Source organism: Mycobacterium sp. 050134, from assembly GCF_036409085.1.
Classification (GTDB): Bacteria; Actinomycetota; Actinomycetes; order Mycobacteriales; family Mycobacteriaceae; genus Mycobacterium.
Genome location: NZ_JAZGLV010000025.1, coordinates 17,430 through 40,626, shown reverse-complemented (window position 1 = coordinate 40,626; position 23,197 = coordinate 17,430). Strand labels below are relative to the sequence as shown.

Below are 23,197 nucleotides of genomic sequence, written 5' to 3'. Positions count from 1 at the left end.
TCGAAGCCGCGGGCGCGATGACCCCGCGTCAGGTGCGGCCGGCTTCTTGGCCGGCGCGGACACCTTCATCAGCTTCATCAGGTTGCGGCGCATGATCTTGGCGACGTCCGCCTCGTCGAAGTCGGTGAGCTCGTCGACGAACGAGATGGGGTCCTTCAGGCCCTCGGGATGCGGCCAGTCGGAGCCGAACAGCACCCGGTCGGTGCCGACCATCTTGACGATCTCGGTGAACCGGTCCTCCCAGAATGGGGTGATGTAAACGCAACGCTTGAACGCCTCGACCGGGTCCTCGCTGAACGACTGCGGCATCTACTTGTAGACGCCCTTGCCCGGGCGAATGCCGATCTGCGCGAACAGCTCCGACGGCCAAGGGGCGGCGGACATCTCGTTGGTGTCCCGAATGCTGAGGGCGCGGCTGCAGAATTCGTAGAGCTGGCCGGAGTCCACCGCCGACCCGTTCAGTTCCTTTCCCAGCCAATGCAATCGCTGCGCGCCCATCATCGTCTGCATGACGATGGCGGCCGCCGCCCCGACGTCCAGGCCGGGATTGAACATCCCCTCGGTGATCCCCTGCCCGACGATGTCGCGGATCAGCTGGTGCAAAGGGGAGAGCCACGCGGGCGTACTCGCGGGGGCGGGTCTCGGGGAGGTGCTGGTTGTACAGCGTCAGCGCCCGGTTGAGGCTGTCCTGCGTGCTCGACTCCGGTTGCTGACTGACGCGGTCGATCACCAGCTTCAGCGCGGCGGTGCTATCCAGGCCGACGGTCTCCGAGTGCCAGGTCTTCGCCGATTGGGCGATGGTCCGCTCGAAGAGCGCCAGCAGCAATTCGTCCTTACTGCCGAAATGCTGGTAGAAGGCGCGCAGTGACGTCTTCGAGCGGGCCACCACCTCCTGCACGGTGAAGTCCGTGCGCCCGGTCTCGCCGAGGATCGCGACGGCGGTCTTGATGAAGCGATCGCCGCGCGTCACCTCGGGATGGTCGTCGGCTTCATCGGCTTCGACGCTCCGGCCGGCCGCGGACATCGGAGCTCCTCGGATGCGGAGCGGTCACCTTTGAGAACGACGTTACCGCCCGACCGGGGCCGAACTAACGCACTCCTTCCATCTGCACGGCACCGGTCGGTGATTCCAGGTCGGCTGGGCGGCGCGCCTCCTTCGAAACCAGCCACCACACCATCGGGTAGGCGGTGGCAAACCCTAGCCACATCCCGGCCCACATGACCAGCCAGAAGGCCATCGACGTGGGGGAGTAGCGCAACACGAACGCCACGAGCAGCATGGAGGCTCCCATGCCGATGTCGAAGGCGACGATGGCCAGAGCCGAGATGCGCGACGCCGCCCAAAGGCGCTGGCCCACAGACTGAGTGCCGTAGGCCACCGACATCGCGCGGTACTCGAACGCGATGAGCAGTGGCAGCGCGATCGCGGCGATGATCAGCATCATGGGCCAGACGCCCTGCCCGGCGATCTTCAATCCGGTCCACATCACCAAGGGCATGGCGATCATGTGGCCGACGAACGAGACGGCACCGCCAGGGATTGTCTGGACGGCGGCGACGGCGGCCGGTCCCATTCGGGGAGGCCGGCCGTGTTGTTCTTGCCACCGTGCGGAGGCCGGCCGGCCCCAGCGCTGATACGCCCACCACGCCAGCGGGCCGGCGTAGACGGCGGTGATCGGCCAGACCGCCTCCATTGCGCGCAGCGGCTGCCGATAGCCGCGCAGATATGTGTCCACCAGCATCACGCCGGCAACCACGACTCCGAGGATGGTCACCATCCAGGCCACGAGTATGACCCACTGGGGGGCGGGCATCGCCATCATCATCATTTTGGTCCTTCCTGGTCGGGAAGTTGAATCCCGTTGAATTTGTTGGTTTCTCGTTGTGCCGCCGGACGGCGGCCGAACCCGGCGCCACCGGCCGGGGAGCCGGGTCGGCCGCGTTCGTTCAGGCGACCCCCCGGCCGGCGAGGACGACGTCGGCCAGCTCGGTGACCTCCTGGGCGCAGCCCCAGGACAAGGTGACGCCGGCGCCGCCGTGGCCGTAGTTGTGCACGATGCGGGTGCCGGGTTCGATCTGCAGTCGTACGCCGCCTTCGCGGAACGGCCGCAGGCCGACTCGCACCGGGTCGACCACGTCGAGCTGCGCGCCCCGCAGGCTGGGCAGGAATTCGCGGCAGCGATCGAACATCTCCCGCAGCGGCGGATAGCCGTCCGGGTCCAGGTCCGTGCCGTATTCGCCCGGCTCGACGAGCCCGCCGAGCAGCAGCCGATTGGCGCCGCGGGGAACGATGAACACCATGTCCTGGTCCTCGGTGCGGGTGTCGTTCGCGACGGCGTGCACCGCGTTCACGCGTGACATCGTGATGCCGTCGTTCACCACGCGCAGCAGAGCCCCCCGGTGCGGCTCCATGGTCGGGTCGCACGCCAGCTCGCGTGCTCCCAGTCCCGAGCAGTTGACGATCAGCTGAGCGTTGTACTCCGACATCAGCTCGTTTTCCTGCTCGGCGAGCGGCCCGCGGATGCTACGCCTGGCCACGGTGACGCCGGCCGTAGCAGCCTGACGGGCCAGCCACTCCAGGTACCAGTCGGTGTCGATGGTGGGCGCCAGATAGGAATAGGCATCGACCATCCCGGCCGCGGGATTGATCTCGTGGGCGTCGATGAGTTCGGGGTCGTGGACGAAGCCAGGAACGCACTGTTCGACCGCAAGCATTTTTGCGTGTTCGGCCGGGTCCTCCTCGATGAGGTGGGAGAAGTAGAAAACGGCCGGGCGTAGGCTCACCCCGGTGCGGGGGTCGGCCGCGAGGCGGGCGAACCGGTTGTAGGAGTAGCGCGCCCAATCGGCGGAGCGGGCCAGCACCGCCTGATCGTGGTGGCGACCGCACACCGACGGTGGCCACTCCCACACCGCACCGGCGACCGTCGACACCGTGTCGGCGTCGAACCGGTCGGCGGCCACCACGACGCGCCAGCCGCGTCGGGCCAGCATCAGCGCCGTGGTCAATCCGCTGACACCGGCCCCGATCACCAGCGCGCCCGGCTGCTCGTTCCGGGCGGTCATGACCGGACCTCGCGCAATGCGTTACGACATATGGACAGGACAAAGCTCATCGATTTCTCGTTTCTGATCTCCGCGCGTTCCGCGCGACATGGGATATTTCCGCGCGTCCGCGCGGCAAGGGATAAGGGCGGCGACCGCAAGCCGGGGCGACGACGCGCGACGGCTTGGCGCTGACCTCTCAGATACGAGCGATGCAGTGCCGGGCGAGAATCACCCGGCCGGGACGGTGGAGGATGAGGCCGGAACGCCGGGGCGGTCCGCGGGATACTGACACGACCCACCAGACCGCCGAGCCGGCCATGGCCACGACGGCGACGAAAACCGTAAGTGCCAACAGATCGGGCGCCGCCGGACAGGCTTGCGCCACGTACTTGCACTCGTGGTCCATCGGAGCGCACGAGCCGGGGCCCAGGTGGCCATGTTCGGCGAGGGCGGTGACGTCGTGGCCGATGGCGCTCGTGGACCCCGTCAAGCCCGCGGCGGTGTGCATGGGTGCCGTGGCCGCGTGCGGAAGGTGGCAGCCGGCGGCCATGCCCAGCGTCCAGAACAACGCGGCGACCGCCGCGGCATAGCGCGGCCACTGGTTGACACGGACAGCATCACGGCGCATAACGAGGGACAGGCTAGCACCCCTGGGGGGTATATGCCACAAACCACGCCCTGGCTAGCGCATCACACCCATGGAACTTCGAAAAATGTTCCTAACAAATGCCTTTGCTGGGAGACGGGGTCGCGGCATCAAAAACCGATGGACTTGCAGGTACGGGTACGGGGTACCTGGGACGCTCAGCCGCCCCCGCGCCGCGATCAGCGCCGAGCGATTCACCTTGGTGGCCGCGGTGCGTGGGGTGGCCTCGACGAATTCCTCGTAGTCGCCCCCGGGCCTCGCCGGTTCGGTCCAGCCCAGGTCGACGACGGTCTTCCACAATGCCCGCTAGCGTTCGGGATCCGTCCCGTCGGAGGCCTGGCGGGCGGCGTCGGGCGGACATTCGGCGCTCGGGATGTCGCGCACCGTGTCGCGCAGCGACAACTGCTCCGAAGTCAGACCGACATTCATAAGACAACTAACATAATAAAAATCGTAACCTAACGACGCGGTTGCAATCGAAAGGGGGCGCATGGTCAGAGTGGTATCTGTTCCTGCCGCAGGTGCGGTTGTCGGTCAGCGACGTGACGGACCGGGCGCGCTGCGCCGGGGCCAGCGGCTGTTCGGGCATCAACTTCATCGACCACTTGAAGGCGCCGGGTCGGCCGGACGAAAACATCTGCGAGGCAATGGGCATCGCCACATGGGTGGCCGCCAAGACCGAGCGGTTGCGGATCGGCCACCTGGTGCTGTGTGACGCCTTTCGCCATCCCGCCGTCCCGGCCAAGCAGGCCGTCACCCTCTCCGACGCCTCGGAGGGCAGGTTCGGGCTGGGGCTGGGCGCGGGATCCTGGCCGGCCGAGTTCACCAGATTCGCTGTGGGGCAGTATGATCCGGTGTCCCGGGTCGAGCAGCTGGAGCGCCACCTCGGGCTGATCCGGCAATACTGGGGCGACGACGGGAGCGGGGTGGCCCCCCAGGCCCCGCCGATCGCATCCCATCCCCCTGGTCGTCGGCGGTACCGGGCGCCGGATGATGGGAGTCGTTCGCAGGTATGCCGATTGGTGGAACCTGCCGGTGAACCACCTCGACAAGCTGACGGATCTGGCGCCGGCCGCGGGGGCCGCACACGTGTCGGTGCAGCTGATAGTCGGCTACCCCCGGTCCGGGGCCGATCCCGACGCGATCCGTGCGTTGAGCGCCCGGCGATTCGGGCACCTGGGCTCCGGGCTGATCTGCGGCGACGCCGTCGAATTGATCCGACGCTTCGCTGACCTGGCCGCGCAGGGAGTGGAGCGGTTCTACGTTTGGTTCGCCGACTTCGCCGCGCCGGACTCCCTGCGGGAATTCGGCGAGTCGGTGATCAAGGGCTTCCCTGGTGCCTCCGCGCCTCGGTGGGAATCACCGGTGGCCGCGCGAACGGACCCCGCTGCACGGCGCTGAGCCGGATCTCCGGCAGGTCGACGGACGGACGGTATCCAGTCGGGCGACTGCCCCGGCGACGTCGGACACCTGAATCGCGAGCATCTCGAAGGGAACGTCCCGCAGCACCTCGGTTTCCGCCGAGCGCGGCGTCACGATGTGCACGGCGATGCCGTCGCGCTCGCGGCGGAGGTCACCCACGTCGTATCCCAGCACGCTGAGCCTGCGGGCGCAGCCCTTGCCGATACCGCCGCTGACGAGGGCGGTCCCGCCGGGAGTCAAGGGCGCCGGACGTCCCTCGGACGCGACAGCGCCTGCGGGGACAGCGCATAGATCCGCTGATCGGCCCGACCGGACAACACGTAGGTCTGGGTGTCGGCGAGGTGGCGGCCCGCGATGCGGCGAGCCCGGTCGACGTCGCCTTCCGCGATGGTTTCGGCCAGCTTGGTATGCGTGCTGAGCACCGCACGTCGCTTCGCCAGGGAGGGGTAGGTGCCCCGCGCCGAGCTCTCGTCCGCCCACTGTTGCTCGTGGCTGGTCCACAGCGTCTCCAGGCTGCCGACGACCGCGATGATGGTGTGGTTGCCGCAGCCGCGGACGATGAGATCGTGGAATTCCCGACCGATTTCGGTGAACGCCCGGCCGTCTTGGAGGTGCTCGGCCATCGAATCGTTGACTGCCTTGAGCTCCGGCACCAGCGTGTCCGCGCGGTCGGGCCGCTGCGCCGCGAGCGCCGCACAGGCCGGCTCCAGCTCCTGCAACGCCATGCCGAGGTCGGCGACCGCGACCGACTCGCTCTGCAGCAGCAGTCCGAGCATGTATGCGGCGCTAGTCTTGGCCGGCGCGTGCACGACCGCCCCGCCGCGGTTGCCCCGCCGCACCGACACCAGCCCCTCGGTTTCCAGGATCCGCAGCGCTTCCCGCAGGGAGACGAGGCTGACGTTGAACTGCTCAACGAGGACTTCCTGGCGCGGCAGGAGATCGCCGTCGGCGAGCTCGCCGCCGATGATCTGGCGGCGCAGCTCGTCGGCTACGATCTCAGCAATCCGCGGCGCCGACAATCGGCGACGGGCGTCTTGCCCAATTCCCAAGGCGTTCATCCGATCCTCGCGCGATCTGCTGGCTTAGCTATTTTAGCAGTAATGGTATAAATAGCCGCGTGAGGCGCGAGCCCGACAGCCAGCCGACACCGCTGCAGGAGCTGCGTGTCGTCGAGATCAGCGACCGGATAGCCGGCGCCTACCGCGGCAAGCTGCTCGTCGACGCCGGTGCGCGGGAGCGCAAGCTGGAGCCGCCGCAAGGGATTCGCTGCGACGGTATTCGGCGACGGGTTCGCCGGTGCCGGTGGTGTCGCCCAGCCGGCCCAAGGGGCTGTAAAGGAGTAAAGGGGAAGCTCATGCGCGTGACGGTCGACGGAAACCTGTGTGAGGCCAACGGCTTCTGCGAGTCCCTGGCCCCGGAGGTCTTCGAATTGGGTGACGCCGACGTGGTACAGATCGCCGATGGCTTGGTGCCGCCGCGCCTGGAGATCGACGTGCGTGCCGCGGTGGACCAATGCCCCAAAGCGGCGCTGCGGTTGACCGACGGGTAAGCCGGTCGCGCACACTGTGGGAGGCCGACGAGGAAAGGACTCTCAATGAAGAAGTCAAGCCGCCGATTCGGTGATCGGGGGTGAGTCGGGTTGCCAGGTTCGGTTGTCGCGGATGAGCGCATAGAGGACGTTGGTGCGGCGTCGGGCCAGGCAGAGTGTGGCCGGGATCGGCCGTTTTCCTTCGTCTCGTTTGCGCTGGTAGTAAGCCTTGGAGTGCGGGTCGCAGCGGACGGCGGTGAGCGCGGACATGTACATCACACGGCGCAGGCGTCGGCTGTAGCGCTTGGGCCTGTGCAGTCGTCCGGTGCGTTTTCCCGAGTCTTTGGACACCGGAGCCAGGCCGGCCCAGGCGGCGAGTTGGTCGGCCGATCCGATCAGTGCGGGATCACCGACGGCGGCCAGGAATTCCGCGCCGAGTCTAAATCCCATGCCGGGCATACTGGTGATCACCCCGGCGAGCGGATGGCGGCGAAATCGGTCCTCGATGTCGGCGTCGGTGGATTTGATGCGGTCATCGAGGGCAACCACCTCCTCGGCCAGGTCGGCGACCAGCCCGGCGGCGACTTCTTCTCCCGGCAAGCGCACCGTTTGCGATTTTGCGGCCGCCACCGCTGCCGCCGCGATCGTGGCGGCATTGCGTACCCCGGCGTCGGCCAGGACACGGGTCAGCCGCGAAACACCGCTATGCCGAATGGCTTTCGGTCGCTGATAACGCGTCAGCAGCACGACCCAGCCGCGGTCCTGCGTCAGCTGCGCGGCCCGTTCCAGGGCGGGACAGACCGCCACGAGTTGTTGGCGCAACCGGTTGATCGTGCGGGTGCGGTCAGCGACCAGATCAGCGCGGTGGGCGGTGAGCATGCGCAGCTCGGCGATCAGCTCATCGTCGGGACGCAGTACCGGCAAGTCCTGGCCACGCATCCGGGATTGGTCGGCGATCACCCGGGCGTCTTTAGCGTCAGTCTTGGCCTCACCCCCGCGGTAAATCACCGAAGCCTGCCACACCGCACGTCCCGCCAGATACCGCACCGCCTTGCCGGCATCAGCGAGCACCGTCAACAGCAACGCGGCATACACCGTAGTCAGGTCCACCGTCCAGGACACCTGCTCGGCCAGTTGATCGATCTCGGCGACGACTTCACGGATCGATTGCTCGTCGTTGACCAGCTTGCGCGACAACACCACTGTGCCGGTGTCATCAACCACCGCCACCCAGTGGTGCTCCTTGCCGACATCCACTCCAGCCCACAACTGGTCTGCGGTCATCAAACCTCTTTTCGCTTGTTTGCCAACATGATCCCCACGGACAACCCCGCCAGCATTTCCTTAAACAAGCGATCACATCGCAGATCTCAATCAGCCGGCCAGAGAAGTCCAGGCGAGCCGGGCGGCCAGTCCTTTCAAGCCGCACCTCCAGGGCCGGCAACACCCATGCCGCCTCACCCGACCCACCCGGGTCGCAGCACAACGTAACAACACGAAGTAACTGCACCTACGAACTTAAGGACACCCATGGAAGCGCGAGACATGACGAAGTATGCCGCGATGCGGCCCTACTTCGAGCTGGTGGCCGAGGCCGTCGGGGGCTTGGTCGACGGAACAGATTTCTTCGATATGCACGCCGAGGATGTGGTGGTCGAGTACATCATCACCGTTCCGACCTATCCGCGCCGGATCGTCGGGCGGGAAGCTCTGGCCGAGCTGTACGCCGACTACGGCGAGTCGATCGTGCAGGACGGCAGCAGCGACGTGCACCGTTACTTTGACCCGGAGAAATCCGTGGTGGTGGTGGAGTACACCATGCACGGCACCGTCGTGAAAACCGGCGCGCCCTACGTCAACCGATTCGTCTCGGTGATCACGATCAGGGACCGCAAGATCGCGCACTGGCGCGACTACCTCGACCCGCTGGCGGTGATGGCCGCGTTCGGCACCATGCCGGCGCCCGGCACGCAGCCGTCCTGACCGCGAACGGGCGGCTATCGCAAGGACTTCCGCCCAGCCTCGCGCGCCAGGCCGGGCCCACGTTGACGTTCAATGATTAAAATAGTGAAAATAGAGCGCCGAACAGCGATGAGCGAGGGGCCGTCCAGTCGCGCCCAGGCCGCGCGGAGATACGGAGTGTTCGTGACGCAGATGATTTCGGACTCGGCCTCGGAACCGGGTGGCGACCCGTCGGAGCGCGAATTCGGGCAGGCGGGCATTGCGCTGTCGTCCTACCGCTTCCCGACGGGCTGGTTCATCGTGGCTTTCGGCTCCGATCTCGCGCCGGGTCAGGTCAAGCGCGCGCACTAATTCGGCGAGGAGCTGGTGCTTTTCCGCACCGCATCCGGCCGGGTACATCTGATGGACGCGTACTGCCAGCATCTCGGTGCCAACCTCGCGGTGGGGGCGTCGTCGAGGGCGAGAACATCGTCGACCCCTGGCACGGCTGGCAGTGGCGCGGCGACGAGACCAACGCGTTGATCCCGTACGGCAAGATCGGCTGCAAGAACAACGTCCGCATCCGCACCTACCCGAGCATGGCGTGGTACGGGCCTGATGTGCAGTCAGCGTCAGCGCTTCGGGCCCGGTGCTTTCGGCGTCGACGCGTTCACCGTGGCGGCCGTGCTTGATCGCCGCGCCGAGCAGCATCCCGACCGCGTCATGGCGACGATCGCCAGCGAGGACGTCACTTCCGACCAGATGCGGCGGCGTTCCTGCGCGGCCGCGAACATGTTGACCGACCTGGGGATCGGACACGGTGACCGCTTGGCGCTGTTCCCCGCGAACGTGATCGGGGGGATCCGCAAAGACGTTTACGCGTGCGGGGCATGACCCCGAACGCGTGGCACCGGGCGGGGCGGGGGTATATCGTTCGCCGTTAAGTTACGTTAATGTTACGTAAAAGCCGGAAAGTTACGCTAGCGTTACGCCAATTCGTCGTCGCTGTAGCCACGGAAAGGCCGGAGCACCATGACCATGACCTATCAAGAACAGCAATTGCTCCAGGCGGCGACGGCACGGGTCGCCATCCTGGATCTCAACGCCCGGCACAATCGGGCGTTTTCCGACGGGGACCGGGCGCGCTGGCTTGCCACGTTCCGGCACTCCGGCGCCACCTACGCGCGTGACGGGGAGTCCTTCCATGATGTGCGGTCGGCGTTCGACGGCGGCGACGGACAGCGGTTGGTGACGCTGGACCATGAGATCCGCGTCGACAGCGTCAACGCCGTGCAGCGTTGCGTCGCCGTCCTTTTCGCGAGCATGTACGGCGACACCACCCTCCGCGCCACCGGAACGTTCCGCGACTCGCTGATCTACGAGCGCGGTGACTGGTACTTCGCCTCGCGCGAGCTGACCTGGGATTCGGTGCCCAGCCGGCATCCGCTCGTCATGTGAGCCCCGCCGGTACGTGGAGGAGGATCTTGCCGGGCAGATCGCCTACGAGCTGACATTTCGCACCTACGAAGACGCGCTGAAGATGGTCGGCGCGACCGGAGAACCCCGCACCGGCCCGACAGCGCTTGCTCAGCCGGCATTCAGGGGCGGCAACTGCCCCCTGCACACCAAGGTCTGCAGCTCGACACACTCGTCCAGCCCCTCCGGCCCGAACTCTCGCCCGATGCCGGACTGCTTGAAACCGCCGAACGGCGTTCCGATGTCGAGCGTGTACATGTTGATGCCGTAGGTGCCGGTGCGCACACCGGCCGCGATCTCCAGCCCGTGCGCGATGTCGGCGGTCCACGCCGAGCCGGCCAGACCGTAGTCGCTCTCGTTCGCGATGCGAATAGCGTCCTCTTCGTCGCGGTAGCGCAGCACGGTCAGCACCGGGCGGTCTTCTCGATGTCCGCGTCGTCGAGGATGATCGCCGCCGACTTGCCGCCCAGTTCCAGGCTGCAGCGCTTCAGTTGTTCCCCACACAGCGCGGCGATACGGCGGCCGACGGCGCTGGAGCCGGTGAACGCGATCTTGTCCACCCCGGGATGGCGCACGAGCGCCTCGCCGACGTCGGTCCCTCCGGGCAGCACCGAGACCACCCCCTCGGGGAGACCGATCTGCTCGATCATCTCCGCCAACCACAAAGCGTCCAAAGGCGTTTCGGGCGCCGGCTTGACGATGACCGTGCAGCCCGCGATCAGCTTCGGCATGATCAGGAACTGTGGCACGTTCCAGGGCGCGATCGCGCCGACGACGCCGACCGGGGCCCTGCGCAGGTGCACCTCGCCGAGCACACCCTGGCGGCGTTCGGTCCACGGAAAGTCGCGCGCTGCGGCCAGCGCGAGGTGCATCAGGCCCGCCGCGGCAGCCCCCTGGCCCAGGCGGCTGAAACTGCGCGGGGACCCCATCTCGTCGGTGATGAGATCGGCCATCTCGTCGGCGTGGCCGGCGTAGGTCGCGGCCAGCTGCTCGGCCTTGACCATCCGCTCAGCATGGGTCGCCCGCGGCCACGGTCCGCGGTCGAAGGCGTGGCGCGGCGGCGACGGCCGCGTCGACGTCTTCAGGGCCGTTCGCCTTCCTGACCATCTTCAACAAGAACCGGCCCGGGGGAACGGTGGTCGCCGACTTCTACACGATGGCGCTGTTCGACCTCGACACCGGTGACTACGGCACCTACACCGACTACGACATGCCACCGGCCAACATGGAGCTGGGGGCCCGGCGCAAGCTCTCGATGGCCGTGGGCCAGCTCGACCTCAGCTACCGCAGCAGCGTCGGCACCGCATCCTGGACCGCCTGCCGCGACAGCGATGGGAACCTGCAGCCCTTCACCTACCGCGTCGGCCTGGTAGGTCGGGACAGCGACGGACGCGCCATGCGGCTGGACCTCGTCGTAACTCCGACGCGCGCAACGACACCCGTGGGTGCCTCCACCTACAACGGCAAGATTGCGTGCTTCGGCCAGAGCGACACGTATTCGTACTTCCAAACCGGGATGTCGATGACCGGCATCCTGCGCTGGGGCGACACGGTCGAGCAGGTCACCGGGACCGCCGGGCATATCGACCGGCAATGGTTTCCGAAGTACGCCGGGGGCGGGGGATCGGGCGGAGACCCGCGGTCCCGGTCGCACGAGTGGCGCACCATCAATTTCGACAACGGTGTGGACATGAGTATCTGGCGGCAGTTTGATCGCACCAACGGCAATGCGCCGCAACCATTCTCCGGCGCGACCACCAGCTATCCGGATCCGGTGATGGCGCCCGGATGCGCCGAGGACGTCGAAGTCTCGACCACCAGCTACGTCCGCTGGCCGGACGCGGTCCGCACCCTGGTGCGTCCGCCGGCTCGGGCGCGCTACATGCCGGACCGCCACCGAATCACATCCCGCGCATTGCAACTCGACATCATCGGAGAACCGCTGGTCGCCGCTCCGGCGCACGGTCTGCCGATCGAGTACATGGAGGGGCCCTACCGTTATCGCGGCACGCTGGGTGGCCAGTCGGTAACCGCCTTTGCATTCAACGAGCGGTCCCTGGCGCTCTACCGCGATTGGGAATTGGTGGAAGTCCTCGCCGCCAGCGTCGCGAACCTGGAAGCGGCCGACCGCGATCTGCAGGTGATGGTGCGGCTCCTGGTGCAATTGCTGTCCGCCGGTCGCCGCGGCGAGGCGGCCGAGCTGTTGACCACGATGAGCCCGGGCGGAAACGACTTGCTGGCAACCCTTTTCGAGGACCTCATCGCCCTGCTGGCCGCTGACGGCTGATCAACGGCTCGACGTGCCAGCGGAAGCGCTCCCGAGCGCCCGCTCCCACGTGAGGTGGTGATCGCGCCGCGCAGGCCACCCGTCGCGGCCTGGAAGCGGTCAGCGTCATCGTGCTGCCTGGGCGAGGGGCTCGGACCGACCGCTAAACGAACTCCGGCTCAATGTGATGCAGCTGTGACTCATGATGTCCCCGTGTCAGGAGTGGCGACGCCGTACGCTGTGGCTTGTGCCATCGGTTTCGCGACGCAACCTGCTGAAATTCGCGGCCGCGGCGCCCGCCTTGGTGGGGCTGGGTGTCGCGGGCGCGTCGGTGAGCGCGGCGCCGGCGTCGGCGTCGCTGGGCACCCTGCTCGACTACGCCGCCGGCGTCATCCCGGCAAGCCAGATCAGGGCCGCCGGGGCGGTCGGTTCGATCCGCTACGTGTCCGATCGGCGGCCGGGCGGGAACTGGATGCTGGGCAAGCCCATCCAGGTGTCCGAGGCGCAGGACCTGAACAGCAACGGGTTGAAGATCGTCTCCTGCTACCAGTTCGGCAAGGGCAGCACGGCCGACTGGTTGGGCGGGGCCAGCGCGGGCGTGCAGCATGCGCAGCGCGGAATGCAATTGCACGCCGCCGCGGGCGGCCCGGCGGCGGCCCCCATTTACGCCTCGATCGACGACGATCCCTCTTACGAACAGTACAAACAGCAGATCGTCCCGTATCTGCGGTCGTGGGAGTCGGTGATCGGGCACCAGCGCACAGGTGTGTACGCGAATTCCAAGACCATCGATTGGGCGCTGCATGATGGTCTGGGCTCCTATTTCTGGCAGCACAACTGGGGATCGCCGAAGGGATTCACCCATCCCGCCGCGCACCTGCACCAGGTCGAGATCGACAAGCGCAGCGTCGGCGGCATCGGGGTCGACATCAACGAAATCCTCAAGCCCCAATTCGGCCAGTGGGTCTAGTCGCGCCCGCTCATCCGGCACCCGGATGGCCGCAATGGTCGTGATCGGCGGCAGGGCGCGACCCTCGCGGCAATCTCGGCGGTGGGCGTCCCCGGGGCCGCCTCCGTCCTCGCCCGTCGCTGCCGGGCGCCACGGCGCGGCATTCCAGCAAACACTCGTTCGCTGATTCGCCGGCATCGAGAAGGTTTGCCGGTCGGCGCGCGGCCGCGTTCGCGAATCTTACGACCCGAAATTTTTTACATAACGATTACATAACAATACGGCCTTGAACAGCGCAGTTATAGCTACTCGACCGTAACCACCTGCATGCAGCACGTTTGTTCGGGACGTCCGCGCCGGGGCTCGAACCCGGTGTTACTCAGGACACGGTTACCCGTGCGTAGAACTCACCAGTAACCAATCAGCAGGCAAAAAGTGCACTGATCCTTATGACACTCTTAGTACATCCGATGCAGTCCGCGGTGCCGCCGAAGGCGAGGAATTTCGAGGCAGGCGCAGCCAGCGGCCCCTGGACAACGAACGGCAACACATCGGTCAGCCGTTTTCCGGCTGTGATTCGACGCGGAATCGACGGCGGAGAGGCGCCCGCCTGCCAGAGCCGACCAGCCGGACGACAGAAGACGTAAAGACGCACGTAGGGGAGATGTAGCAGGTGACGATCCACGAGCACGACCGGGTGTCCGCCGACCGCGACAACAATGGCCCGCAGCACTCCCATGCATTGGTCGACCGGCTGACGGCGGGTGAGCCTTACGCCGTCGCCTTCGGCGGCCAGGGCAGCGCCTGGCTGGAGACCCTCGAGGAGCTGGTGTCCTCGGCCGGGATCGAGTCGGAGCTGGCGACGCTGGTCGGCGAGGCCGAGCTGCTGCTCGAGCCGGTGGCCCGGGAACTGGTCGTCGTCCGTCCCATCGGCTTCGAGCCGTTGGCCTGGGTGCGTGCACTGGCGGCCGAGGACCCCGTTCCCGCGGGCCGGCACCTGACGTCCGCCGCGGTGTCCATCCCGGGTGTGCTGCTCACCCAGATGGCGGCCGTCCGCGCCCTGGCGCGCCAGGGCATGGACTTCGCCGTGACGCCGCCGGTGGCTGTCGCCGGGCATTCGCAGGGCGTGCTCGCCGTCGAGGCACTGAAAGCCGCGGGCGCCCGCGACGTCGAACTGCTCGCGCTGGCGCAGCTGATCGGCGCGGCCGGGACGCTCGTCGCTCGTCGTCGGGGCATCTCCGTGCTCGGCGACCGTTCACCGATGGTTTCGGTCACCAACGCCGACCCCGAGCGCATCGGCCGGTTGCTCGAGGAGTTCGCGCAAGACGTCCGTACCGTGCTGCCGCCGGTGCTGTCCATCCGCAACGGTCGCCGCTCGGTGGTCATCACGGGCACTCCCGAGCAACTCTCCCGCTTCGAGCTGTACTGCCGGCAGATCTCCGAGAAAGAGGGGGCCGACCGCAAGAACAAGCTGCGCGGCGGCGACGTCTTCGCGCCCGTTTTCGACCCGGTCCAGGTGGAGGTCGGCTTCCACACGCCACGCCTGGCCGACGGCGTCGACATCGTGTGCGGCTGGGCCGAAAAGGTCGGCCTGGACGTCGCCCTGGTCCGCGACCTGACGGAGTCCATCCTGGTCGGGCGCGTCGACTGGGTGGACGAGGTGACGCGCCTCAACGAAGCCGGGGCCCGGTGGATCCTGGACCTAGGTCCAGGCGACATCCTGACGCGGTTGACCGCGCCGGTGATCCGCGGGCTGGGCATCGGCATCGTCCCCGCCGCGACGCGGGGTGGCCAGCGCAACCTGTTCACCGTCGGCGCCGTCCCCGAGGTGGCCCGGGCGTGGTCGAGCTATGCCCCGACCGCGATTCGCCTGCCCGACGGCAGGGTCAAGCTCTCGACCAAGTTCACCCGGCTTACCGGGCGCTCGCCCATCCTGCTCGCGGGCATGACCCCGACCACGGTGGACGCCAAGATCGTCGCCGCGGCCGCCAACGCCGGCCACTGGGCCGAGCTGGCGGGCGGCGGGCAGGTCACCGAGGAGATCTTCGCCGGCCGCGTCGAGGAACTGGCCGGCCTGCTCGAGCCCGGCCGCACGTACCAGTTCAACGCCCTGTTCCTCGACCCGTACCTGTGGAAGCTGCAGGTGGGGGGCAAGCGACTGGTCCAGAAGGCCCGCCAGTCCGGCGCGGCGATCGACGGACTCGTCATCAGCGCCGGCATCCCGGAGCTCGAGGAAGCCGTCGAGCTGATCAAGGAACTCAACGAGGTCGGCATCAGCCACGTCGTGTTCAAGCCCGGCACGATCGAGCAGATCCGGTCGGTCATCCGCATCGCCACCGAGGTCCCGACCAAGCCGGTGATCGTGCACATCGAAGGCGGGCGCGCCGGTGGTCACCACTCGTGGGAAGACTTGGACGACCTGCTGCTGGCGACCTACTCCGAGCTGCGGTCACGCTCCAACATCACGGTGTGCGTGGGCGGCGGCATCGGCACCCCCGAACGGGCGGCCGAGTACCTCTCCGGGAGCTGGGCGAAGGCGTACGGCTTCCCGCTGATGCCGATCGACGGCATCCTCGTCGGCACCGCCGCGATGGCCACCAAGGAGGCCACCACGTCGCCGTCGGTCAAGCGGATGCTCGTCGAGACCCAAGGCACCGACCAGTGGATCGGCGCCGGAAAAGCCCAGGGCGGCATGGCTTCCAGCCGCAGCCAACTGGGCGCGGACATCCACGAGATCGACAACAGCGCGTCGCGGTGCGGCCGGCTGCTCGACGAGGTCGCGGGCGACGCGGATGCCGTTGCCGAGCGTCGCGACGAGATCATCGCGGCGATGGCCAAGACCGCCAAGCCGTACTTCGGCGACGTCGCGGAGATGACCTACCTGCAGTGGCTGCGCCGCTACGTCGAGCTGGCCATCGGCGACGGCGACTCGACCGCCGACACCGCCGGTCCCGGCAGCCCGTGGCTGGCGGACACCTGGCGTGACCGGTTCCAGCAGATGCTGCAGCGCGCCGAGGCGCGCTTGCACGCCAAGGATTCCGGTCCGATCGCGACGCTGTTCGACGACTCGGCGCTGCTGGAGAACCCCGAAGCCGCGATCGAGCTGCTGATGGCGCACTACCCCGACGCCGACACCGTGCAACTGCATCCGGCCGACGTCCCGTTCTTCGTCACGCTGTGCAAGACGCTGGGCAAGCCCGTCAACTTCGTCCCGGTCATCGACAAGGACGTGCGGCGCTGGTGGCGCAGCGACTCGCTCTGGCAGGCGCACGACGCCCGCTACGACGCCGACCAGGTGTGCATCATCCCCGGCACGGCCGCGGTCGCCGGCATCACCCGCATGGACGAGCCCGTCGGCGAATTGCTGGACCGGTTCGAGCAGGCCGCCGTCGACGAGGTGCTGGCCGCCGGCGGGGGCCCCAAGCCCGTGCCGTCGCGCCGGCTGGGCCGCCCCGACGTCACCGGGCCGCTGGCCGTCGTGCTCGACGCCCCCGACGTGCAGTGGGCCGGGCGCACCGCAACCAACCCGGTGCACCGGCTCGCCGAACCGGGGGACTGGCTGGTGCATGACGGACCCGAGAGCCGGCGCGCCAACCACCCGTCCACCGGGGCGCGGCTCGAGGTCGACGGCGAGCGGGTGGTGCTCAGTGTGCCCGTGTCCGGGACCTGGATCGAGATCCCGTTCTCGCTGCCGCCCAACACCTTTGACGGTGGCGCCCCGGTCGTTTCCGTCGAGGACGCCGCCGCCGCGATGCGGGCGGTCCTCGCGATCGCCGCCGGCGTCGACGGGCCGCAATCCCTGCCCCCCGTCACCGACGGCACCGCCACCGTGACCGTGGACTGGGACCCCGAGCGGGTCGCCGACCACACCGGCGTCACCGCCGCCTTCTCCACGTCGCTGGCTCCCGGCCTGACCACAGTGCCCGACGCCCTGGTCGGCCCTTGCTGGCCGGCGGTGTTCGCCGCCATCGGTTCGGCCGCCACCGACGCTGGGGTGCCGGTCGTGGAAGGGCTGCTCAGCCTCGTGCACCTCGACCACGCGGCCCACCTGGTCGGCACGCTGCCTACGGTGCCGGCCCAATTGACCGTCACCGCAACGGCTTCGGCCGCCATCGACACGGATATGGGCCGCGTCGTGCCCGTCGCCGTGCAGGTGAGCGACTCCGACGGGGCCGTGATCGCCACGCTCAGTGAGCGTTTCGCGATCCTGGGCCGCACCGGCACGGTCGAGTTGACCGACCCGGCCCGCGCCGGCGGTGCGGTGTCGAAGAACGCCACCGACACACCGCGCCGTCGCCGCCGCGACGTGCGGATGACCGCGCCGGTCGACATGCGCCCGTTCGCCGTCGTGTCGGGCGACCACAACCCCATCCACACCGACCGCGCCGCCGCGCTGCTGGCCGGCCTGGAATCGCCCATCGTGCACGGGATGTGGCTGTCGGCGGCCGCGCAGCACTCGGTGACGGCCACCGACGGGCAGGCCCGCCCGCCGGCCCGCCTGATCGGCTGGACCGCGCGGTTCCTGGGCATGGTGCGTCCGGGGGACGAGGTCGACTTCCGCGTCGACCGCGTCGGAATCGACCAGGGCGCGGAGGTTCTCGAGGTGGCCGCCCGCGTCGGGTCGGACCTGGTGATGTCGGCGACCGCGCGACTGGGTTCGCCGAAAACGGTGTACGCCTTCCCCGGTCAGGGCATCCAGCACAAGGGCATGGGCATGGAGGTCCGGGCCCGGTCCAAGGCGGCTCGCAAGGTATGGGACACCGCGGACAAGTTCACCCGCGAGACCCTGGGCTTCTCGGTGCTGCACGTGGTCCGCGACAACCCCACAAGCATCATCGCCAGCGGGGTGCACTACCACCACCCCGAGGGCGTGCTGTACCTCACGCAGTTCACCCAGGTGGCGATGGCGACCGTGGCGGCCGCGCAGGTCGCCGAAATGCGCGAGCAGGGCGCCTTCGTCGAGGGTGCCACCGCGTGCGGGCACTCGGTCGGCGAGTACACGGCGCTGGCCTGCGTGACCGGCATCTACGAGCTGGAAGCGTTGTTGGAAATGGTGTTCCACCGCGGCTCGAAGATGCACGACATCGTGCCGCGCGACGAGCTGGGCCGGTCCAACTACCGGCTGGCTGCCATCCGGCCCTCGCAGATCGACCTGCCCGACGACGAGGTTCCCGCGTTCGTCGCCGGCATCGCGGCGAGCACCGGCGAGTTCCTCGAGATCGTCAACTTCAACCTGCGCGGCTCCCAGTACGCGATCGCCGGCACGGTGCGCGGCCTGGAAGCCCTCGAGGCCGAGGTCGAGCGTCGCCGCGAAATCAGCGGGGGCAAGCGGTCTTTCATCCTCGTGCCGGGCATCGACGTGCCGTTCCACTCCCGGGTGCTGCGGGTGGGCGTCGCCGACTTCCGCCGGTCGCTGGAGCGTGTCATGCCCCGCGACAAGGATCCCGAGATCATCATCGGGCGCTACATCCCCAACCTGGTGCCGCGCCCGTTCTCGCTCGACCGCGACTTCGTCCAGGAGATCCGGGACCTGGTGCCCGCCGAACCGCTGGACGAAATCCTCGCAGACTACGACACCTGGCGCGCAGAAAAGCCCCGCGAGCTCGCGCGCAAGGTGCTGATCGAGCTGCTGGCATGGCAATTCGCCAGTCCCGTGCGCTGGATCGAGACGCAGGACCTGCTGTTCACCGAGGAGGCCGCGGGCGGCCTGGGCGTGGAGCGGTTCGTCGAGATCGGCGTGAAGTCGGCCCCGACCGTGGCCGGGCTGGCCACCAACACGCTCAAGCTAGCCGAATATGCCCACAGCACAGTCGAAGTGCTCAACGCCGAGCGCGACGCGGCGGTGCTGTTCGCCACCGACACCGATCCCGAGCCGGAGCCGGAGGACGTGGCGGAGCCGGTGGCGGAGGCGGCTCCGGCCGAGGGTGCCGCGCAGGCCGCGCCGGCGCCCGCTCCCGCGGCGCCGAGCGGGGCCGCGCGCCCCGACGACATCGCGTTCGACGCCGCCGACGCCACGTGCGCGCTGATCGCGCTGTCGGCAAAGATGCGCATCGATCAGATCGAGAAGCTCGACTCCATCGAGTCCATCACCGACGGCGCGTCGTCGCGGCGCAACCAACTGCTGGTCGACCTCGGCTCGGAGCTCAACCTGGGCGCCATCGACGGCGCCGCCGAGGCCGACCTGACCGGGCTGCGGGCGCAGGTGACCAAGCTGGCCCGCACCTACAAGCCTTACGGCCCAGTGCTTACCGACGCGATCAACGACCAGCTACGCACGGTGCTGGGGCCGTCGGGCAAGCGACCGGGCGCCATCGCCGAGCGGGTCAAGAAGACCTGGGAGCTCGGCGACGGCTGGGCCAAGCACGTCACCGTGGAGGTCGCGCTGGGAACGCGCGAGGGCACCAGCGTGCGCGGGGGTGGCCTGGGCCACCTGCACGAGGGCGCGTTGGCCGACGGCGCCTCGGTCGATCGGGTGATCGACGCCGCCGTCACGGCCGTCGCCGCGCGCCACGGCATCTCGGTCGCGCTGCCGTCGTCGGGCGGCGGGGGCGGCGCGACCGTCGACGCGGCCGCGCTGAGCGAATTCACCGACCAGATCACCGGTCCCGACGGCGTGCTGGCGTCGGCGGCCCGCCTGATCCTGGGCCAGCTGGGCCACGATACTCCGGTGGGCGCCATGCCGACGGCGACCGACGCCGAGCTCATCGACCTGGTCACCGCCGAACTCGGATCGGACTGGCCACGCTTGGTGGCACCGGTGTTCGACGGCAAGAAGGCCGTCCTGTTCGACGACCGGTGGGCCAGCGCCCGCGAGGATCTGGTCAAGCTGTGGCTGGCCGACGAGGGCGACATCGATGCCCGCTGGGTGAGCCTGTCGGAGCGGTTCGAGGGCGCGGGGCACGTGGTCGCCACACAGGCCACCTGGTGGCAGGGCAAGGCGCTGGCCGCGGGCCGGCAGATCCATGCGTCGCTGTTCGGGCGCATCGCGGCCGGCGCGGAGAACCCCGACCCGGGCCGCTACAGCGGTGAGGTGGCCGTGGTGACGGGCGCCTCGAAGGGCTCGATTGCGGCGTCGGTCGTCGGGCGCCTGCTCGACGGCGGCGCCACGGTCATCGCGACCACGTCCAAGCTCGACCAGGACCGGCTGGCGTTCTACCGCGGCCTGTACCGCGACCACGCCCGCTACGGCGCCTCCCTGTGGGTGGTCCCGGCCAACATGGCGTCGTACTCCGACATCGACGCCCTCGTCGAGTGGGTCGGCAGCGAGCAGACCGAAAGCCTTGGGCCGCAATCCATTCACATCAAGGATGCGCAGACGCCGACGCTGCTGTTCCCCTTCGCGGCGCCCCGCGTCGCCGGGGATCTCTCGGAGGCCGGATCGCGTTCCGAGATGGAGATGAAGGTGCTGCTGTGGGCGGTGCAGCGGTTGGTGGGCGGTCTGTCCAAGATCGGCGCCGAGCGTGACATCGCCTCGCGGCTGCACGTGGTGCTGCCCGGCTCGCCCAACCGCGGGATGTTCGGCGGCGACGGCGCGTACGGTGAGGCCAAGTCGGCGCTCGACGCCCTGGTGAGCCGCTGGCACGCCGAGTCCTCGTGGGCCTCCCGGGTCAGCCTGGCGCACGCGCTGATCGGGTGGACCCGCGGCACCGGGTTGATGGGCCACAACGACGCCATTGTGGATGCGGTCGAGGAGGCCGGCGTCACCACCTACTCGACCGACGAGATGGCCGGCATGCTGCTGGACCTGTGCGACCCGGAGTCCAAGGTTGCCGCGGCCGGCGCGCCGATCAAGGCGGATCTGACCGGCGGGCTCGCCGAGGCCAACCTCGACATGGCCGAACTCGCCGCCAAGGCGCGGGAGCAGGCGACGTCGGATCAGGACGAAGACGCCGAAGCGCCCGAGGCCACCGGCACCATCGCCGCGTTGCCGTCCCCGCCGCGCGGGTTCACGCCGGCACCGCCCCCGCTGTGGGACGACCTCGACATCGACCCGGCCGACCTGGTCGTAATCGTGGGCGGCGCCGAGATCGGGCCGTACGGCTCCTCGCGCACCCGGTTCGAGATGGAGGTCGACAACGAGCTGTCGGCGGCCGGCGTCCTGGAGCTCGCCTGGACGACCGGGCTGATCCGTTGGGAGGACGACCCGCAACCCGGGTGGTACGACACCCAGTCGGGCGATCTGGTCGACGAGTCCGAGCTCGTCGAGCGCTACCACGACACCGTGGTGGAGCGTTGCGGCATCCGGGAATTCGTCGACGACGGTGCGATCGACCCCGACCACGCGTCGCCGTTGCTGGTGTCGGTGTTCCTCGACAAGGACTTCAGCTTCGTGGTGTCCTCGGAGGCCGACGCGCGGGCCTTCGTCGAGTTCGACCCCGAGCACACGGTCGCCCGGCCGGTGCCCGATTCCAGCGACTGGCAGGTGATCCGCAAGGCCGGCACCGAGATCCGGGTGCCGCGCAAGACGAAACTGTCGCGCGTGGTGGGCGGCCAGGTGCCGACCGGGTTCGACCCGACCGTGTGGGGCATCAGCCCGGACATGGCGAGTTCCATTGACCGCCTGGCGGTGTGGAACATCGTGGCGACCGTCGACGCTTTCCTGAGCGCCGGCTTCAGCCCGGCCGAGGTGATGCGATACGTGCACCCGAGCCTGGTGGCCAACACCATGGGCACGGGCATGGGCGGTGGCAGCTCGATGCAGAAGATGTACCACGGCAACTTGTTGGGTCGCAGCAAGGCGAACGACATCTTCCAGGAGGTGCTGCCCAATATCGTTGCGGCCCACGTGGTGCAGTCCTACATCGGCAGTTACGGCGCCATGATCCACCCGGTGGCGGCGTGCGCGACCGCGGCGGTGTCGGTCGAGGAGGGCATGGACAAGATCCGGCTCGGCAAGGCCGAGATGGTGGTGGCCGGCGGGATCGACGACCTGACGCTGGAAGGCATCATCGGCTTCGGTGACATGGCGGCCACCGCCGACACCGGCATGATGCGCGGCCGCGGGATCGACGACTCGAAGTTCTCCCGGCCCAACGACCGGCGCCGGCTGGGCTTCGTCGAGGCCCAGGGCGGCGGCACCATCCTGCTGGCCCGCGGTGACCTGGCCCTGAAGATGGGGCTGCCGGTGCTCGCGGTGGTGGCCTTCGCGCAATCGTTCGGCGACGGTGTGCACACCTCGATCCCGGCCCCCGGGCTGGGAGCGCTGGGTGCGGGCCGGGGCGGCAAGGCCTCGCCGCTGGCGGGCGCGCTGGCCAAGCTGGGCGTGGGAGCCGACGACGTGGCGGTGATCTCCAAGCACGACACGTCGACGCTGGCCAACGACCCCAACGAGACGGAACTGCACGAGCGGCTCGCCGACTCGCTGGGACGTTCGCCGGGTGCGCCGCTGTTCGTGGTGTCGCAGAAGAGCCTGACCGGGCACGCCAAGGGCGGGGCGGCGGTCTTCCAGATGATGGGCCTGTGCCAGATGCTGCGTGACGGGGTGATCCCACCGAACCGCAGCCTGGACTGCGTCGATGAGGAGCTGGCCACATCCGCCCACTTCGTCTGGGTGCGCGAGAAGCTGCAGCTGGGAGAGAAGTTCCCGCTCAAGGCGGGGATGCTGACCAGCCTCGGCTTCGGTCACGTCTCGGGCCTGGTGGCCCTGGTGCACCCGCAGGCGTTCCTCGCCACGCTGAGCCCCGACGAGCGGGCCGACTACCAGCGGCGGGCCGACGCCCGCCTGCTGGCCGGCCAGCGCCGACTGGTCTCGGCCATCGCCGGCGGTCCGCCGATGTACCAGCGGCCACCCGACCGTCGCTTCGACCACGACGCGTCGGAGAAGCGGCAGGAGGCGGCGATGTTGCTCAATCCGGGCGCCCGGCTCGGCGATGGCGACGCCTACGAGGTCACTCCGGAGTGACCCGACGCATCCGCTAGCCTGGC

General features: G+C 68.6%; 10 protein-coding genes and 10 pseudogenes. 10 read left to right on the top strand and 10 right to left on the bottom strand.

The features are described from left to right. Window positions 1-33: 33 nt before the first annotated feature. From SKC42_RS23480 to SKC42_RS23455, 6 genes and pseudogenes are all read right to left on the bottom strand, one after another. A pseudogene (locus tag SKC42_RS23480) lies at window positions 34-327 on the bottom strand (amidohydrolase family protein); the annotation flags it as partial. Next, window positions 328-1,024 (bottom strand): annotated as a pseudogene (locus tag SKC42_RS23475) (TetR/AcrR family transcriptional regulator); the annotation flags it as partial. It abuts the pseudogene before it with no gap. Between the two features lie 64 nt (window positions 1,025-1,088). Further along, window positions 1,089-1,814, bottom strand: coding sequence for a DUF4396 domain-containing protein (locus SKC42_RS23470; protein WP_330966644.1), 726 nt, complete (start codon window positions 1,812-1,814; stop codon window positions 1,089-1,091). 133 nt (window positions 1,815-1,947) lie between these two features. Beyond that, window positions 1,948-3,063 (bottom strand): FAD-dependent oxidoreductase, encoded by a 1,116-nt coding sequence (locus tag SKC42_RS23465; RefSeq protein WP_330966643.1) that lies wholly within the window; start codon window positions 3,061-3,063, stop codon window positions 1,948-1,950. A gap of 178 nt (window positions 3,064-3,241) precedes the next feature. Further along, window positions 3,242-3,673 carry a hypothetical protein gene (locus tag SKC42_RS23460; protein ID WP_330966642.1) on the bottom strand — a complete coding sequence of 144 codons (432 nt, stop codon included), beginning with the start codon at window positions 3,671-3,673 and terminating at the stop codon, window positions 3,242-3,244. 258 nt (window positions 3,674-3,931) lie between these two features. Then, window positions 3,932-4,120: pseudogene (locus SKC42_RS23455) on the bottom strand (acyl-CoA dehydrogenase family protein); the annotation flags it as partial. Window positions 4,121-4,161: 41 nt separating this feature from the next. Between SKC42_RS23455 and SKC42_RS23450 the strand changes: the two are divergent. Next, a pseudogene (locus SKC42_RS23450) lies at window positions 4,162-5,092 on the top strand (LLM class flavin-dependent oxidoreductase). Here the strand turns inward: SKC42_RS23450 and SKC42_RS23445 are convergent. Together SKC42_RS23445 and SKC42_RS23440 are read right to left on the bottom strand one after the other, a co-directional pair. Next, a pseudogene (locus SKC42_RS23445) lies at window positions 5,013-5,251 on the bottom strand (SDR family oxidoreductase); the annotation flags it as partial. The pseudogenes SKC42_RS23450 and SKC42_RS23445 sit on opposite strands and share 80 nt — an antisense overlap. A 98-nt stretch (window positions 5,252-5,349) precedes the next feature. After that, window positions 5,350-6,171, bottom strand: coding sequence for a FadR/GntR family transcriptional regulator (locus SKC42_RS23440; RefSeq protein ID WP_330966640.1), 822 nt, complete (start codon window positions 6,169-6,171; stop codon window positions 5,350-5,352). A 59-nt stretch (window positions 6,172-6,230) separates the two neighbouring features. Here SKC42_RS23440 and SKC42_RS23435 point away from each other — a divergent pair. Together SKC42_RS23435 and SKC42_RS23430 are read left to right on the top strand one after the other, a co-directional pair. Further along, window positions 6,231-6,412: pseudogene (locus tag SKC42_RS23435) on the top strand (CoA transferase); the annotation flags it as partial. Between the two features lie 55 nt (window positions 6,413-6,467). Next, window positions 6,468-6,662, top strand: coding sequence for a ferredoxin (locus tag SKC42_RS23430; protein ID WP_330966639.1), 195 nt, complete (start codon window positions 6,468-6,470; stop codon window positions 6,660-6,662). Window positions 6,663-6,716: 54 nt separating this feature from the next. Here the strand turns inward: SKC42_RS23430 and SKC42_RS23425 are convergent, their stop codons facing one another. Then, window positions 6,717-7,925 (bottom strand): IS110 family transposase, encoded by a 1,209-nt coding sequence (locus SKC42_RS23425; protein ID WP_330966638.1) that lies wholly within the window; start codon window positions 7,923-7,925, stop codon window positions 6,717-6,719. Between the two features lie 246 nt (window positions 7,926-8,171). Between SKC42_RS23425 and SKC42_RS23420 the strand changes: the two genes are divergently transcribed. The 4 genes and pseudogenes from SKC42_RS23420 to SKC42_RS23405 all read left to right on the top strand — a co-directional run bounded on the left by SKC42_RS23420 (window position 8,172) and on the right by SKC42_RS23405 (window position 10,040). Then, window positions 8,172-8,624, top strand: coding sequence for a nuclear transport factor 2 family protein (locus SKC42_RS23420; RefSeq protein ID WP_330966637.1), 453 nt, complete (start codon window positions 8,172-8,174; stop codon window positions 8,622-8,624). 171 nt (window positions 8,625-8,795) lie between these two features. Then, window positions 8,796-9,196 (top strand): annotated as a pseudogene (locus tag SKC42_RS23415) (Rieske 2Fe-2S domain-containing protein); the annotation flags it as partial. Window positions 9,197-9,200: 4 nt separating this feature from the next. Further along, window positions 9,201-9,422 (top strand): annotated as a pseudogene (locus SKC42_RS23410) (AMP-binding protein); the annotation flags it as partial. Window positions 9,423-9,614: 192 nt separating this feature from the next. Next, window positions 9,615-10,040, top strand: a complete 426-nt coding sequence (locus tag SKC42_RS23405) for a nuclear transport factor 2 family protein (protein WP_330966636.1) — start codon at window positions 9,615-9,617, stop codon at window positions 10,038-10,040. A 129-nt stretch (window positions 10,041-10,169) separates the two neighbouring features. Here the strand turns inward: SKC42_RS23405 and SKC42_RS23400 are convergent. Continuing rightward, window positions 10,170-11,156 (bottom strand): annotated as a pseudogene (locus tag SKC42_RS23400) (aldehyde dehydrogenase family protein); the annotation flags it as partial. Here SKC42_RS23400 and SKC42_RS23395 point away from each other — a divergent pair. The 3 genes and pseudogenes from SKC42_RS23395 to SKC42_RS23385 all read left to right on the top strand — a co-directional run. Then, window positions 11,146-12,345: pseudogene (locus SKC42_RS23395) on the top strand (secreted hydrolase); the annotation flags it as partial. The pseudogenes SKC42_RS23400 and SKC42_RS23395 overlap by 11 nt on opposite strands. Window positions 12,346-12,571: 226 nt before the next feature. Next, window positions 12,572-13,294 carry a glycoside hydrolase domain-containing protein gene (locus SKC42_RS23390; RefSeq protein WP_442932232.1) on the top strand — a complete coding sequence of 241 codons (723 nt, stop codon included), beginning with the start codon at window positions 12,572-12,574 and terminating at the stop codon, window positions 13,292-13,294. A 652-nt stretch (window positions 13,295-13,946) separates the two neighbouring features. Then, window positions 13,947-23,174 carry a fatty acid synthase subunit beta domain-containing protein gene (locus SKC42_RS23385; protein ID WP_330966635.1) on the top strand — a complete coding sequence of 3,076 codons (9,228 nt, stop codon included), beginning with the start codon at window positions 13,947-13,949 and terminating at the stop codon, window positions 23,172-23,174. Window positions 23,175-23,197: the final 23 nt, after the last annotated feature.

Bases quoted from the DNA above. Each gene is read 5' to 3' on its own strand.
- SKC42_RS23430 (WP_330966639.1), top strand. From the start codon at position 6,468: ATGCGCGTGACGGTCGACGGAAACCTGTGTGAGGCCAACGGCTTCTGC.
- SKC42_RS23440 (WP_330966640.1), bottom strand. From the start codon at position 6,171: ATGAACGCCTTGGGAATTGGGCAAGACGCCCGTCGCCGATTGTCGGCG.
- SKC42_RS23465 (WP_330966643.1), bottom strand. From the start codon at position 3,063: ATGACCGCCCGGAACGAGCAGCCGGGCGCGCTGGTGATCGGGGCCGGT.
- SKC42_RS23470 (WP_330966644.1), bottom strand. From the start codon at position 1,814: ATGCCCGCCCCCCAGTGGGTCATACTCGTGGCCTGGATGGTGACCATC.
- SKC42_RS23405 (WP_330966636.1), top strand. From the start codon at position 9,615: ATGACCATGACCTATCAAGAACAGCAATTGCTCCAGGCGGCGACGGCA.
- SKC42_RS23460 (WP_330966642.1), bottom strand. From the start codon at position 3,673: ATGCGCCGTGATGCTGTCCGTGTCAACCAGTGGCCGCGCTATGCCGCG.
- SKC42_RS23420 (WP_330966637.1), top strand. From the start codon at position 8,172: ATGGAAGCGCGAGACATGACGAAGTATGCCGCGATGCGGCCCTACTTC.
- SKC42_RS23425 (WP_330966638.1), bottom strand. From the start codon at position 7,925: ATGACCGCAGACCAGTTGTGGGCTGGAGTGGATGTCGGCAAGGAGCAC.